This window comes from Peribacillus simplex (genome assembly GCF_030123325.1).
GTDB classification, from domain to species: domain Bacteria; phylum Bacillota; class Bacilli; order Bacillales; family DSM-1321; genus Peribacillus; species Peribacillus simplex_D.
The window spans coordinates 4,021,418-4,036,827 of record NZ_CP126106.1 but is presented as its reverse complement, the minus strand read 5'-3'; the positions used below and the strand labels follow the sequence as shown (position 1 = coordinate 4,036,827).

General features: G+C 44.0%; 13 protein-coding genes, 1 other RNA gene and 1 other annotated feature. All 14 genes read left to right on the top strand.

Annotation, left to right across the window (positions count from 1 at the left end):
* The first annotated feature begins 18 nt into the window (after positions 1 to 18).
* Positions 19 to 192, top strand: a complete 174-nt coding sequence (locus QNH43_RS19115) for a hypothetical protein (RefSeq protein WP_034308777.1) — start codon at positions 19 to 21, stop codon at positions 190 to 192.
* A gap of 78 nt (positions 193 to 270) precedes the next feature.
* Positions 271 to 507, top strand: a binding site (T-box leader).
* Positions 508 to 604: 97 nt separating this feature from the next.
* On the top strand, positions 605 to 1,876 hold the full coding sequence (gene hisS / locus QNH43_RS19110; RefSeq protein ID WP_283915278.1) for a histidine--tRNA ligase: 1,272 nt from the start codon (positions 605 to 607) through the stop codon (positions 1,874 to 1,876).
* Positions 1,877 to 1,888: 12 nt separating this feature from the next.
* The gene (gene aspS / locus QNH43_RS19105; RefSeq protein ID WP_283897626.1) at positions 1,889 to 3,658 is read left to right on the top strand and encodes an aspartate--tRNA ligase; all 1,770 of its coding nucleotides are present in this window, start codon (positions 1,889 to 1,891) and stop codon (positions 3,656 to 3,658) included.
* Positions 3,659 to 3,744: 86 nt separating this feature from the next.
* A non-coding RNA gene (gene ssrS, locus QNH43_RS19100) (6S RNA) lies at positions 3,745 to 3,930 on the top strand.
* A 713-nt stretch (positions 3,931 to 4,643) separates the two neighbouring features.
* Positions 4,644 to 5,615 carry an NERD domain-containing protein gene (locus tag QNH43_RS19095; protein ID WP_283915277.1) on the top strand — a complete coding sequence of 324 codons (972 nt, stop codon included), beginning with the start codon at positions 4,644 to 4,646 and terminating at the stop codon, positions 5,613 to 5,615.
* Positions 5,616 to 5,875: 260 nt separating this feature from the next.
* The gene (locus QNH43_RS19090) at positions 5,876 to 6,982 is read left to right on the top strand and encodes a M20 family metallopeptidase (protein WP_283915276.1); all 1,107 of its coding nucleotides are present in this window, start codon (positions 5,876 to 5,878) and stop codon (positions 6,980 to 6,982) included.
* A 111-nt stretch (positions 6,983 to 7,093) separates the two neighbouring features.
* Complete coding sequence (locus tag QNH43_RS19085; RefSeq protein WP_230155021.1) at positions 7,094 to 7,855, top strand: tRNA threonylcarbamoyladenosine dehydratase; 762 nt, start codon at positions 7,094 to 7,096, stop codon at positions 7,853 to 7,855.
* 187 nt (positions 7,856 to 8,042) lie between these two features.
* Positions 8,043 to 9,230, top strand: a complete 1,188-nt coding sequence (locus QNH43_RS19080; RefSeq protein ID WP_283915275.1) for an ABC transporter substrate-binding protein — start codon at positions 8,043 to 8,045, stop codon at positions 9,228 to 9,230.
* A gap of 76 nt (positions 9,231 to 9,306) precedes the next feature.
* Positions 9,307 to 10,185, top strand: coding sequence for a branched-chain amino acid ABC transporter permease (locus QNH43_RS19075; RefSeq protein WP_076365032.1), 879 nt, complete (start codon positions 9,307 to 9,309; stop codon positions 10,183 to 10,185).
* Positions 10,186 to 10,198: 13 nt separating this feature from the next.
* A complete protein-coding gene (locus tag QNH43_RS19070) occupies positions 10,199 to 11,170 on the top strand; it encodes a branched-chain amino acid ABC transporter permease (RefSeq protein WP_283915274.1) in 972 nt (323 codons plus the stop codon).
* On the top strand, positions 11,145 to 11,924 hold the full coding sequence (locus QNH43_RS19065) for an ABC transporter ATP-binding protein (protein ID WP_076365036.1): 780 nt from the start codon (positions 11,145 to 11,147) through the stop codon (positions 11,922 to 11,924). Before QNH43_RS19070 ends, QNH43_RS19065 begins: the two co-directional genes overlap by 26 nt.
* Complete coding sequence (locus QNH43_RS19060) at positions 11,924 to 12,631, top strand: ABC transporter ATP-binding protein (RefSeq protein ID WP_283915273.1); 708 nt, start codon at positions 11,924 to 11,926, stop codon at positions 12,629 to 12,631. Before QNH43_RS19065 ends, QNH43_RS19060 begins: the two co-directional genes overlap by 1 nt.
* A gap of 550 nt (positions 12,632 to 13,181) precedes the next feature.
* Complete coding sequence (locus tag QNH43_RS19055) at positions 13,182 to 14,360, top strand: ABC transporter substrate-binding protein (protein ID WP_076365040.1); 1,179 nt, start codon at positions 13,182 to 13,184, stop codon at positions 14,358 to 14,360.
* 162 nt (positions 14,361 to 14,522) lie between these two features.
* Positions 14,523 to 15,401, top strand: a complete 879-nt coding sequence (locus tag QNH43_RS19050) for a branched-chain amino acid ABC transporter permease (protein ID WP_283897609.1) — start codon at positions 14,523 to 14,525, stop codon at positions 15,399 to 15,401.
* Positions 15,402 to 15,410: the final 9 nt, after the last annotated feature.

Here is a 15,410-nt window from a genome sequence, read left to right as displayed (position 1 = left end):
ACTCTAGGAGGGAACCACATGAAATTCAGCGAAAAAGATCAAACGAGCTTAAGCGGAGGCAATCAAGTACTGGGTGTCGATTTTCACGATTTCATTCAAAAGGAACAAAGCGCGAACCTTGTTGAATTGGCATCCGAATTCGGGGTCAATGTCCGGACGATCAAAAATTTGAAAAAACGTTTGAACCAATAAAATGCGACAAAATCCTCAGACTGCCTTGACATTTGATGTTAACGTCCGTATGATTATAAAATATCAGACTTATTACTGCAATAACCAATGATGGAGAAGAGTAATTAAGAAACACATGAAAAGAGAGGAAATGCCGAGGCTGAAAGCATTCCACATGATGACTTAATGAAAGAACCCTCCGTAGGCTTCACTCCGAACGGATTTACTTAATAGGAGATGGACGTAAAACAGGCGTTAACTGTTCTTGAGCGGGGGCACTTTTTTTGTGCTTCAACTAGGGTGGCACCACGGGATATCCAAACTCTCGTCCCTTGTAACGGATAAGTTACAAGGGGCGGGAGTTTTTTGTTTGGAAAAAATCAGTATAGCGCCGTATCAGAAAGGGCGTCTTGCTTTAAAGGAGGAAACACACATGTCTATTCAGATTCCTAGAGGTACCCAGGATTTATTGCCTGGTCAAACGGAAGTTTGGCAGTATATCGAGAACACGGCGCGTGAGATTTGTCACCGTTACCAATATAAAGAAATCCGCACACCGATTTTTGAGCATACGGAATTATTTTTACGCGGTGTAGGGGATACAACCGATATCGTACAAAAAGAAATGTATTCATTTCAAGATCGCGGTGAAAGGAACTTAACCCTTCGTCCGGAAGGCACTGCATCGGTTGTACGGTCATATATCGAGAACAAAATGTTCGGGTGGGCCAATCAACCGGTCAAGCTTTATTATATCGGGCCGATGTTCCGCTACGAACGTCCGCAAGCAGGCCGGTTCCGCCAGTTCGTTCAATTCGGCATCGAAGCTTTAGGAAGTAAGGATCCAGGAATCGATGCAGAGGTTCTGTCACTTGCGATGAACCTTTACAAGGAACTTGGTTTGAAAAAGCTGAAACTTGTGATCAACAGCCTTGGTGATAAGGAAAGCCGGACAGCGCATCGAAATGCGTTAATCAAGCATTTCGAACCGCGCATCGGCGAGTTTTGCGGCGATTGCCAAAACCGTCTCGAAAAAAATCCTTTGCGTATCCTGGATTGCAAAAAGGATCACGATCACGAATTGATGAACACTGCTCCTTCCATCATTGAATATTTAAATGATGAATCCCGTATCTATTTCGAAAAGGTGAAACAGCACTTAACCGATTTGGAAATCGATTTCGTCGAAGATCCGACCCTGGTGCGGGGCTTGGATTACTATAATCATACCGCATTTGAAATCATGAGTGATGCAGAAGGCTTTGGCGCCATCACTACCCTTTGCGGAGGCGGCCGTTATAACGGGCTGTCTGAAGAACTTGGCGGACCGGAAACACCGGGAATCGGCTTTGCACTAAGCATTGAACGCCTGATTGCTGCCCTCCAAGCAGAAAACATCGAGCTTCCGATCAAAAAGGGAATTGACTGCTATCTTGTCTCATTAGGTGAAACAGCCAAGGATTATACCGTCAAACTTGCCCATCAATTGCGGAATGCCGGTTTCACCGTCGAAAAAGACTATCAAGACCGTAAAGTGAAAGCACAATTCAAATCAGCCGACCGCCTCGAAGCAAGATATGTGGCGACACTCGGGGATGATGAATTGGCAAATAATAAAATCAATGTGAAGTTCATGGAAACCGGTGAACAAGTCCAAGTGGAACTTGCTACATTCGTTGAACAATTCAAAAAGCTACAGGCTTAAGGGGGAAATACCATGTTTGGCAGAACATACTTCAATGGTGAAGTGACAGAAGCAGCTATTGGTGAAAAAGTAACATTAAAGGGATGGGTACAAAAACGCCGGGATTTGGGCGGGGTCATCTTTATCGACCTTCGTGACAGAAGCGGAGTCGTCCAAGTCGTTTTCAATCCGGACATCTCGGCAGACGCGCTGGCCACAGCCGAAAAGATCCGTAATGAATACGTCCTTGATATCCAAGGGACAGTCATCAAACGTGATGAAGCCAACTTCAATCCGAACGTAACAACAGGAACGGTCGAAGTCCAAGCTGAAAACGTTACAATTTTAAACGAAGCAAAGACCCCTCCATTCATCATTGATGAAAGAACGGATGTATCAGAAGACATCCGCTTGAAATATCGTTATTTGGACCTTCGTCGTCCAGCGATGTTCGAAACGCTGAAAATGCGTAACCAAACAACAAAAGCGATCCGTGACTACTTGGACGGTGAAGGCTTCCTTGATATCGAAACACCTATCTTAACGAAAAGTACACCTGAAGGAGCACGTGATTATTTAGTGCCTAGCCGTGTACACGAAGGTGAGTTCTATGCACTTCCGCAGTCACCGCAAATCTTCAAGCAGCTATTGATGGTATCCGGATTCGAACGTTATTATCAAATTGCCCGCTGTTTCCGTGATGAAGACTTACGTGCTGACAGACAGCCTGAATTCACGCAAATCGATATTGAAACAAGCTTCATGAGCCAAGAAGATATCATTAACACCGCTGAAAACATGATGGCTAAAGTGATGAAAGACGTAAAAGGATTGGACGTAACACTGCCATTCCCTAGAATGACCTACAATGAAGCGATGAGCCGTTACGGTTCCGACAAACCGGATACACGTTTCGGAATGGAACTTAAAGATGTTTCCGAAATCGTTAAAGACAGTGATTTCAAAGTGTTCACCGGCGCTGTTGCAAACGGCGGACAAGTTAAGGCGATCGTCGTTAAGGACGGAAATGCGGACTATTCCCGTAAAGATATCGATGCATTGGCTGAATTTGCAGCGATTTACGGTGCAAAAGGCCTTGCATGGCTGAAAGTTGAAGAAGACGGCGTAAAAGGGCCGATCGCCAAATTCTTCGCAGAAGATCAAGAGCAATTAGTATCTGCATTGGAAGCTGAAGTTGGGGATTTAATCTTATTCGTAGCGGATAAGAAAGGCATCGTAGCCGATGCACTTGGAGCACTTCGCAACAAGCTTGGTAAAGAAAGAGGCTTGATCGATCAAAGCAAATTCAACTTCCTATGGGTGACGGACTGGCCACTATTTGAATATGACGAAGAAGAAGGACGTTACTATGCAGCACACCATCCATTCACAATGCCATTCCGTGAAGACATGGACAAACTGGAATCAGACCCAGCAAGCGTACGTGCACAAGCATATGACCTTGTCTTGAACGGCTACGAACTTGGCGGCGGATCACTGCGGATATTCGAACGCGACGTTCAGGAAAAAATGTTCAAAGTACTTGGATTCTCCGAAGAAGAAGCAAACGCACAATTCGGCTTCCTAATGGATGCATTCGAATACGGAACACCGCCACACGGGGGGATCGCTCTTGGCTTGGACCGCATGGTCATGCTGCTCGCAGGCCGCACGAACCTTCGCGACACCATCGCGTTCCCGAAAACAGCAAGCGCAAGCGACCTGCTCGTTGACGCACCGAGTACTGTAAGTGACAAGCAATTGGCCGAACTGAACCTAAGACTTGCAGCACTTAAAAAATAATTTTTTTGGAAAAAATATGAAAAAATACCTAGGTGTTTTTTCTTGAAACAGAGTTAAGCATTATGATATGATGTCTTCAATAAGTAAGAGTCCTGATGTGTTCGTTCTTTAACCTATAAGTTTTGACCGAACACTTATAGTTACCGGGAGCACTAGTTTCCTGGCCGCGTAAAAGCCTCCCTCGAAGAGGACTTACAAACGCGAGGAACCGAGCACCCACCTGCGGAGAGCGGGTTCAAAACAAAGGCGTAAACGGCACAATTGGGACTCTTACACCTTACAAAGCAACTCATGTTAAACAGCATGGGTTTTTTTGTGCGTTAAAATAGTGCTCGAATTCACGAGGCAACGGCGCGAATTCACGAGTAAATGGTGGAAACTCACGAGTAAATGGTGGAAATTTACGAGTAAATGGTGGAAATTTACGAGTAAATGGCGGAAACTCACGAGTAAACGGCGCGAATTCACGAGTAAATGGTAGAAACTCACGAGTAAATGGTGCAAATTCACGAGTAAATCTCGCGAATCTACGAGTAAATAGTACAATCTCATGAGATAATGTCGCGAATTCACGAGTAAAACGTAAATTCACGAGTAAATGGTGGAAACTCACGAGTAAATGGCGCGAATTGACGAGTAAATGGTGGAAACTCACGAGTAAATAGTGCAAATTCACGAGTAAACTGCGTAAATTTACGAGTAAATGGCGTAAATTTACGAGTAAATGGTGGAAACTCACGAGTAAATGGTGCGAATTCACGAGTAAATGGCGGAAACTCACGAGTAAATGGTGGAAACTCACGAGTAAACTGCGTAAATTCACGAGTAAAAAGCAAAATCACGAGTAAATGATGCGAATTCACGAGTAAGCTATAAATCGCATGAATTAAACAGAGCAAATTCACGGTGAAACGTCTGATTTCAGATCCTGGCAGGAAAAAAGGGCATTTACATAGAAGCTAAAGGAGAAGGAGTTGATGTATGGATGCTAAAACCGTGTGAAATGCCTATGAAAATGCGCAAACTGGAGGCATTGAGCAGGAGGCTCCCAGCAAATCATCCAAAACAGGAAAGAATCAGAAACGACTTCCAGAAAATCCGTACAGGATATAATGGGGAGCGGAGTATCGGAAAAGAGCTGAAGAATCTTCCGAAAGAATATTGTGTATTTCATGATTTAAGATTAAGCCCCGATGGGAGCCGTTATTTTCAAATGGATTTCCTCATATTCACCCGGAATTACTGTATCATCATTGAAGTGAAAAATTTTGCGGGAACGCTCTATTTTGACCGCACCTATCCCCAATTGATTCGGACAAAAGATGGACAGGAACAGGCCTATCTGGATCCGCTAATCCAGGTTGACGTGCAAAAATCCCGATTAAATGATTGGCTTACTTTTCACAAATTCCCCTCGCTGCCGATTGAAACGCTCATTGCCAATGCAAACTCGAATACCATCATCAGGACTACCCCAGGTTTTGCCCCCATTTTCAAAAAAATCACGGGAAAAGAAACCCTGTTAACCAAAATTCACACCCTTGAAGAAAAGTATCCTTCTGAGCAATTAACCCAAAGGCAGAGAAATAGACTTTCGAACACGATTCTGCATAGAAACACTCCGCATAATCCTGATATACTCGAATTGTATCAAATCGATGAGCAAGATCTGCTCAAAAGCGTTCAATGTCCTGAATGCTCTGCTCCCCATATGCAATATCACTGGGGCAAATGGTCATGCAGTCAATGTTCTTACGCCGCGAAAGATGCCCACATTCAAACTCTTCGTGATTTTGCTCTCCTCATAAAACCCAATATAACAAATAAACAAGCACGGCTCTTTTTACAAATCGATTCAATTGATATCATGCAAAGGATGCTCTCTGCACTGGAATTGCCTTATTCGGGGCAATTTAAAAATAGAGTTTATAGACTTGATGGATTAATTCACGAGTAAATCGTGTGAACTCACGAGTAAACACGCCAAATTCACGAGTAAATAGCCCAAACTCACGAGTAAACACGCCAAACTCACGAGTAAATACCCCAAGCTAACGAAAATACTCAATAAAACCATCGAATAAACTTCAAATATTCTCATTTAAGTAACATTCCGCAATCTAGATTCGTAAATTATAGTAAGGTTGAGCGATAGTCAGCCAAGGATAGAAAGTAGTGAGGGCTTTGAAGGATTTATTGTATGCAAAGAGGATGGAAATGCTTCAGTTAGTGGAGCGGCTAGTGAATATAGATAGTGGTTCTCATACGAAAAAGGGTATTGATGAAATTGGTTCGATTTTAAAAACGAAATTTGAAAGTCTTGATTTTATTGTGAATACCGTTGAGCAGCAGAATTATGGCAATCAGCTGGTCATCCAGCATCGTGATGCGCATCAACCGCATATTCTGGTCGTCGCCCATATGGATACGGTTTTTCCGGAAGGCACAGCGCAAAAACGTCCTTTTAAAGTGAAAGGAAGTCGGGCATACGGTCCTGGTGTAGCGGATATGAAATCCAGTTTGGTTGAGCTTTTTTATGCGATCCTTTGCTTGAAGCAGACGGGGCAGACAGGCTATAAGCATATCCAGATCATTCTTAATAGTGATGAGGAGATCGGGTCTCCGTCCTCCGCTTCACTCATATCGGAAAAAGCGGCCAATAAGAAGTTCGCATTAATTCTTGAACCGGCTAGGACGGATGGTTCGCTTGTCACGGCAAGAAGGGGCTGCGGTCAGTTTAAAGTGGATATCGTCGGGGTGGCCGCCCATTCAGGGATCGAGCCCGAAAAGGGACGAAGTGCCATTGAAGAATTGGCCCATAAGATCATCGCCTTACACCGCTTGAATGATCAACAGAAAGGAATCAGCGTCAATGTCGGCATGATCGAAGGAGGTTCCGCTGTGAATACGATCGCTTCCCATGCTGCTGCTTTTGTGGATGTGCGGATTTCGGAAAAAAGGCAGGAAGGCATCATCCTCAAGCAACTGAAAAAAATCTGTGCTGAAACCTATATTTCAGGAACGAAAACGACGTTAAGCGGGAAAATGGACCGGTCTCCGATGGAAAAGAATGAGAAAACGAACTTGCTTTTAGAGACGATCCGTCAGGCTGGGAAGGAAATCGGCATCGAAATCACGGATACGGCCACAGGCGGAGGTTCGGATGCTTCCATCACGTCTGATTTGGGAATCGCGACAGTGGATGGACTCGGGCCCATTGGGGGAAATGCACATAGTGAAGAGGAGTATTTGGAAATTCCAAGCCTGACGGAAAGGACCCTCCTATTGGCAACCGTCATTCAAAAATTATCAAAAATGACCTAGTGCACCAATTCCGATTAGACTGCTCATATTTAGCTTGTCATTAATGATGTTTATGATATATTGTTAATTGGGAAACTAAATAAGAACAGAATTTATTGGAGTTGAATATATATGCTGCATCAGTTTTCACGAAATGAATTGGCAATTGGCAAGGAAGGAATCGATATTCTGAAAAATACGACCGTTGCTGTCCTGGGTGTTGGAGGCGTTGGTTCATTTTCAGCCGAAGCATTGGCACGTACCGGGGTAGGCCGTATTATTCTTGTGGATAAAGACGATGTCGACATCACGAATGTAAACAGGCAGATCCATGCTCTATTATCAACAGTCGGTCAACCGAAAGCGGAATTGATGAAAAATCGCATTCAAGACATCAATCCCGACTGCGAAGTGATTTCTCTTAAAATGTTCTATACAGAAGAGACGTTTGAAGAATTCTTCAGTTATGGCCTGGACTATGTCATTGATGCATCGGATACGGTCATTTATAAGATGCATGTGATGAAGGAATGCCTGAAACGGAATATCAAGGTGATTTCAAGCATGGGGGCCGCTAATAAGATGGACCCGACACGTTTTCAAATTGCCGATATCTCCAAAACGCATACCGATCCGCTTGCCAAGGTCATTCGTACTAGATTGCGTAAAGAGGGCATAACAAAGGGAATTCCCGTTGTTTTCTCCGACGAGAGCCCTATTGTCATTCGTGAGGATGTCCGAAAAGAAGTCGGCAATGATGAGGCAAAAATCCGTAAAGCCCAAATGCCTCCGTCCTCGAATGCTTTCGTACCATCCGTTGCGGGTTTAATTGCAGCAAGCTGGGTGATCAATGATATATTGAAAGACATCGAAGTTCGCCGTGTAAACGATTGATAAAAAACAACTGACTCTATAAAGGGTCAGTTTTTTTGTGCCGAATAGTAGATATTCCCTTTTAATAACTTTTTTATCCATATCATATAGACGGGGTCGAAAGAATGAGATAAACTATTTTCAGAATATTATTTTTATTCAGATATTCTATTCATTTAAAAGAACACACAAAACAAGGGGGTTTCAAATGAAGAAGAAAAAGCTAGCAGGAGTGTTTCTATCACTTTCATTGGTTGCAGGGGCGCTGGCAGGATGTAGCGGCGACTCGAAAACTAGCAGTTCAGGCGGGGGTTCATCAAAATCGGGTGACACGATCAAAATTGGGGCCAACCTTGAATTGTCCGGAGGTACGGCATCATTCGGCCAATCGGCTGCAGATGGTTTGAAACTTGCCATCGATGAGATTAATAAAGAGGGCATCAACGGTAAAAAACTGGAAATCGTTAAGGTTGATAATAAATCAGATGCAGCAGAAGCTACAAGCGGTTCGATCAAGTTAGTCAGCCAGGACAAGGTTGTGGCTGTAGTCGGATCTGCGACAAGCACGAATACATTGGCACAGGTTCAAGTCGCACAGGATAATCAAGTTCCTCTACTCACACCAACTGCAACAAATCCCGACATTACCAACAAAGCTGGAAAATTAAATGATTATGTGTTCAGAACTTGCTTTATCGATCCATTCCAAGGTACGGTGGCAGCCAATTTCGCATCTGACGAAATAGGGGCAAAGACGGCTGCGATCTATGTGGATAGCGCAAGTGATTATTCTAAAGGACTGGCCGCAGCTTTTAAAGAAGCGTTCACTGCAAAAGGCGGTAAAATCGTGGCGGAAGAAGCATATGTAACGAAAGATACTGATTTCCGCTCTACATTGACACGTATCAAATCCGCAAAACCGGAGTTCGTTTTCCTTCCTGGTTATTATGAAGAAGTCGGATTGATCTTAAAACAGGCACGTGAAGACGGCATAGACCTTCCATTCATGGGCGGGGACGGCTGGGATTCCCCGAAGGTCGTTGAAATTGCCGGAGCGGATGCTTTAAAAAATACGTATATCACGAATCACTATTCCCCGGAAGATGAAGATGCCAAAATACAGGACTTCGTTGCAGCCTTCGAAAAGGAATACGATAAAACACCGGATGCCTTTGCCGCACTTGGCTATGACACTGGGTACTACCTGGCCGATGCCATCAAGAGATCTGGAGATGCTTCTCCCGAAAAAATCAGACAAGCATTGGAAGATGTCAAAGATCTACAATTAGTTTCCGGAACACTGAACCTTGATGAAAATCATGATCCGATCAAATCGGCGACCATCCTGGAATATGTAGATGGCAAACAAACGTTCAAGACAAAAATCAATCCATAATACCTTACGTGGATAGGGGGCAAGTTCCCCCTATTCTATATTCACTTAAAAAACACCTTAACGGGGAGAGTGCAATATGGAACTGATTCAGCAATTGGTAAATGGCATTTCACTCGGAAGCATTTATGCTTTGATCGCTCTTGGTTATACGATGGTATATGGAATCGTCAAGCTCATAAACTTCGCCCATGGCGACGTATTCATGGTCGGTTCATTTGTAGGGTTTTACGCCATTACCGTAATGGACTTATCCTTCATCCCGGCTTTATTGCTTTCGATGGTCACATGTGCCATCTTTGGCGTTTTAATCGAACGCATTGCTTATAAACCCCTTCGTAATGCAACACGGATTGCGGCCTTGATAACGGCCATCGGTGTTTCCCTTCTGATAGAAAATGGGCTGATTTACATCCGGGGCGCCCAGCCGGAAGCCTATCCAAATAATGTCCTTCCGATGGATAAACTCGATATATTTGGAGTTTCCATCAGCAGTCAATCGATATTGATCTTATCTGTTTCCATCATATTAATGATCATCCTACAATTCGTTGTCCATAAAACCAAAATCGGCAAAGCGATGCGCGCCGTTTCATTCGATTCCGAAGCGGCAAAGCTGATGGGAATCAATGTGAATAATACGATTTCAGCTACGTTCGCCATAGGTTCGGCCCTGGCAGGGGCGGCTGGTGTCATTTTTGGAATCTACTATATTAAAATCGAACCGTTGATGGGTGTCCTTCCTGGACTTAAAGCATTTGTTGCAGCCGTCTTGGGCGGCATCGGCATCATTCCGGGAGCGATGGTCGGCGGTCTGCTGCTTGGAGTGATCGAAGCTTTGGTCAGTGCAGCCGGTTACTCATTATGGCGCGATGGCGTGGCTTTCGTCGTACTTATCTTGATTTTGATTTTCTTGCCGCAGGGACTGTTCGGTAAAAATAAAAGAGAAAAAGTATAGGGGAGACATGGCGATGACTACTTTAAAGAATTCAAAGGGTTTTTGGCTCTCGATCGTGCTCGCACTTATTTTTTTCGGAATCATGCAGTACACCATTTCAAACGGTATCCTTAATCCATTTTATATCAACACGCTCATGTTCATCGGCATCAATATCATGCTGGCGACGAGCCTTCATTTAATCATTGGAATAACCGGGCAGTTCTCGATCGGACATGCAGGTTTTTTAGCGGTTGGGGCCTATGCTTCCGCAGTCATGACAATGAAGCTGGAACTTCCTTTCATCATAGCTGTATTGGCTGGGGGCGTCATCGCCGCCGTTGCGGGTATGGTGATCGGGATACCCAGCTTGCGTCTGAAGGGGGATTACCTGGCGATAGCTACCCTTGGATTTGGGGAAATTGTCCGGATCGTCCTTTTGAATATTGACTATGTAGGCGGGGCAAGCGGGATGCAGGTATCCCACCTGACCACTTGGCCATGGGTCTTCGCCTGTGTCATGATCACCGTCTTGGTCATCAGGAATTTCACGAATTCGACTCACGGGCGTGCATGCATATCCGTAAGGGAAGATGAAACGGCGGCTGATGCGATGGGAATCAATACGACCTATTATAAAGTGGCGGCTTTCGTCATTGGAGCTTTTTTTGCCGGAATTGCTGGATCGCTTTATGCCCATAATTTTTATATTATCCAGCCATCGAATTTCGGTTTCCTGAAATCCTTCGATATACTGATTTTCGTCGTACTTGGCGGTCTTGGAAGTCTTTCAGGCTCGGTTTTAGCGGCAATTCTACTGACGATCGTGACGACATTCCTTCAGGATTATCCGGAAACGAGGATGATCATCTACAGTCTTGTCCTGATCCTGATGATGATTTTCCGCCCGCAGGGTTTAATGGGAACAAGAGAAATCACATCATTGTTCCAACATAAGAAAACGAAAGGGGGCCCAAAGGATGGAAGCCACAATACCGTTGCTTAAAGTAGATTCGGTGGGTATCCGTTTTGGCGGATTGAAAGCGGTGTCCGATGTGAACGTCGAATTATTTCCAGGGGAACTAGTAGGCTTGATCGGACCGAATGGAGCTGGGAAAACGACCTTCTTCAATTTATTGACGGGTGTGTATGTCCCTACAGAAGGAACGATTGCCTTGAACGGGGAAAACCTGAATAAGCAGCCGCCATATAAAATTACCCGAAAAGGGATTTCGAGGACCTTTCAAAATATTCGCCTCTTCAGTGAGTTATCCGTGATCGATAACGTGAAGGTTGCTTACCACTCGCTTGCCAAGCATGGAATTGCAAGCTCCATATTCCGGGTGCCTGGACATTTTTCCGGGGAAAAGGAAATGAATGAAAAGGCGCTGGAATTCTTAAGGATATTCAACCTTGACCACTTTAAGGATGAAAAAGCGAAGAATCTTCCATACGGACAGCAAAGGCGGCTGGAAATTGCCCGTGCTCTTGCCGCCAATCCGAAACTTCTTTTACTGGATGAACCCGCAGCCGGGATGAACCCGCATGAAACGAAAGAATTGATGAACCTCATTGCTTTTATCCGGAGGGAATTCAACCTTACCGTTTTGCTCATCGAACATGATATGTCACTGGTCATGGGGGTTTGCGAACGGATATATGTCCTTGATCATGGACAGCTTATCGCCCACGGAAAGCCGGAAGAAATCCGCAACGATCCAAAGGTTATCGAGGCATATTTAGGGGAGGAGGTTTCCTGATGCTGAAAATTGAGGACATCAATGTTTATTATGGCAATATCCAAGCTTTAAAAGGGGTTTCCATGGAGATAAACGAGGGGGAGATCGTGACTTTGATCGGGGCGAACGGAGCGGGAAAAAGCACGTTGCTCAAAACGATTTCCGGTCTGTTAAAACCAAAGCAAGGAAAAGTTCTGTTCGAAGGCGATCCGATCGGAGGAAAAGCTGCCCAGTCCATCGTGAAAATGGGCATATCCCATGTACCTGAAGGGCGCCGTGTTTTTGCTAACATGACGGTTGCCGAAAACCTGGAGCTTGGGGCCTATTTGCGAAAAGACAAAGAGAACATTAATAAAGACATGAAAAAGGTCTATGAGTTATTTCCAAGACTGCTGGAGAGAATCAAACAGCAGGCTGGCACGCTTTCAGGCGGAGAACAGCAGATGCTTGCAATGGGCAGGGCTTTAATGGCGAAACCACGATTATTATTGCTCGATGAACCTTCGATGGGCCTTGCACCGCTCCTGGTGAAGCAAATATTCAATATCATCCAGGAAATCAGTGAGTCCGGTACAACGATCCTTTTGGTCGAGCAAAACGCCAACCTTGCTCTATCCATTGCAGATCGGGCTTATGTCGTTGAAACGGGCCGAATCGTCCTCTCGGGCAATGCCGATGAACTCACATCAAGTGAAGAAATAAAACTGGCCTATTTAGGAGGCCATTGAACCGGGAACCGCCGTTTGGCGGTTTTTTTATTGTTGATCGAGAGATGCATAATATACAGGAAGATAAAAGCGGAGGATATTCATGCATGATTTTATACATCCAGTATAGTATTATTCAATTTTGATATAGGAATTAAGACTAAAAAACAACGAAAAAACCGGGTTTAATTCCCTATCGATATACTTGTTTTTTGGTAAAAATGTAAGTAATAGGATGAAAAGAATAAGGGAATGAATAAAATTTTTTGAGCAATAAATAAAGAATTTACAATATCAATATAATTAAATTATCAGTTTTTTCTGATTATACCGCCTATTTTCGCAATATTTAAAATATATAAAGATAAAAATGATATAGTACTCGCTGAGAAAAATATCCTATTTGGCGAAATCTTCTCACAATTATTGTATAGACGGAATGAAAATTATGCGGTAAACTATTTTTCGAAATATTAATTTAATTTGCAACATTTCATCTAATCAATTTTTTCTGAGGCATCATGAATAAATATTCATGCATCAGAGCTTGATTACAAAAGGGGGATTATTTATGAAAAAGAAAAAGTTAGCAGGTGCATTCCTTTCTCTGACACTTGCAGCAGGAGTGCTGGCTGGTTGTTCCGGCTCTGGTTCATCAGAAAAATCAAGCGGGGATGGAGATACGATCAAGATTGGTGTCAACCTTGAATTATCTGGCGGCGTAGCCTCATATGGACAATCGATTGCAGAAGGCCTGGAGCTTGCAACTGCAGAAATCAATAAAGAAGGCATTGACGGTAAAAAAATCAAACTTATAAAAGTCGATAATAAATCTGAAGCGTCTGAGGCGACAAGCGGAGCGATCAAGCTGACATCACAAGATCAGGTTGCAGCGATTGTCGGTGCAGCGACAAGCACGAACTCGATTGCACAAGTACAGATTGCCCAAGATAATAAAGTGCCGGTCATCTCACCATCCGGTACAAGCCCTGAAATCACTTTCAGCAAGGATAAATTGAACGATTACATTTTCCGGACAAGCTTCATCGATCCGTTCCAAGGGACGGTAGCTGCGAATTTCGCCACTAAAGAAATCAAAGCGAAAAGTGCAGCCATCTATATTGACAGCGCAAGTGATTATTCAAAAGGGTTAGCCGCAGCCTTTAAAGAACAATTCGAAAAAAATGGCGGAAAGATCGTTGCTGAGGAAGCTTACATTGCGAAGGATACTGATTTCCGTTCCACATTGACTCGTTTGAAATCGGCAAAACCTGATTTCATTTTCCTTCCCGGTTACTATGAGGAAGCTGGTCTGATCGTGAAGCAGGCACGCGAAACTGGACTTGACGTACCATTCATGGGCGGCGACGGCTGGGATTCTCCTAAGCTTGTTGAAATTGCCGGTGCAAAAGCTCTAAATAACACGTTCATCACGAACCATTATTCTTCAGGTGACCCTGATGAGAAAATTCAGAATTTTGTGTCAGCATTCAAAGCGAAGTACAAAGATAAATCCCCGGATGCATTCAACGCGCTAGGATATGACACAGGATACTTCCTTGCAGACGCTATTAAACGTGCTGGTTCAGCGGATTCAGAAAAAATCAAGGAAGCGCTGGAAAAAACGGCGGACCTTGAGCTTGTAACGGGTACATTCACATTGGATGAAAAACATAATCCAATCAAATCTGCTACGATTCTTGAATTTAAAGAAGGAAAACAAGTATTCAACACAAAAATCAATCCTTAATTCGGAGAAAAACTCCAACGTTTTCGCCGGCCCTTCGTCAATAAGAAGGTGCTGGCGAATTCTCATTTTCAAAGCATACCAGGTCGCTGAACTTCCCCAATGCGGAATGAAAAGAGTCTGGACTAATCACTCATAAAATTGGATTTTCAAGGAGAGTCGAACATGGAATTGATACAACAGTTAATAAACGGGGTTTCACTAGGAAGTATTTATGCCCTTATCGCTCTCGGATATACGATGGTTTACGGGATTGTCAAATTGATAAACTTCGCACATGGCGATGTATTCATGGTCGGCTCATTCGTTGGGTTTTACTCGATAACGGTTCTGGATCTGTCATTCATTCCCGCCCTATTAATCTCGATGACGGTCTGTGCGCTGTTCGGGGTTTTGATCGAGCGTATCGCGTACAAGCCATTGCGTAACGCAACACGGATTGCTGCCCTTATCACTGCCATCGGTGTTTCCCTTTTGATCGAATACGGATTCATCTACGTCCGCGGTGCACAGCCGGAAGCTTATCCGAATGATGTATTGCCGACAGACAAGTTCGATATTTTTGGAGTTTCCATCAATAGTCAATCGGTTTTGATTTTTGGAGTGGCCGTAGTTCTAATGATCATCCTTCAAATCATCGTTCATAAATCAAAAATAGGAAAAGCGATGCGTGCCGTTTCCTTCGACGCGGATGCAGCCAAGCTGATGGGAATAAATGTCGATAATACGATTTCTGCCACCTTTGCAATCGGTTCCGCATTGGCTGGGGCAGCGGGCGTCATTTTCGGTATTTACTATATTAAGATCGAGCCGCTCATGGGTGTGCTACCGGGATTGAAGGCATTCGTTGCCGCCGTACTTGGAGGGATCGGGATTATACCGGGCGCTATGGTCGGTGGCCTATTGCTAGGTGTCATCGAAGCTTTGGTCAGCGCCGCCGGTTACTCATTATGGCGTGATGCTGTAGCCTTCGTCGTACTGATTCTTATCTTGATTTTCATGCCACAAGGCTTATTCGGTAAAAACAAAAAAGAAAAAGTATAGGGGAGACAA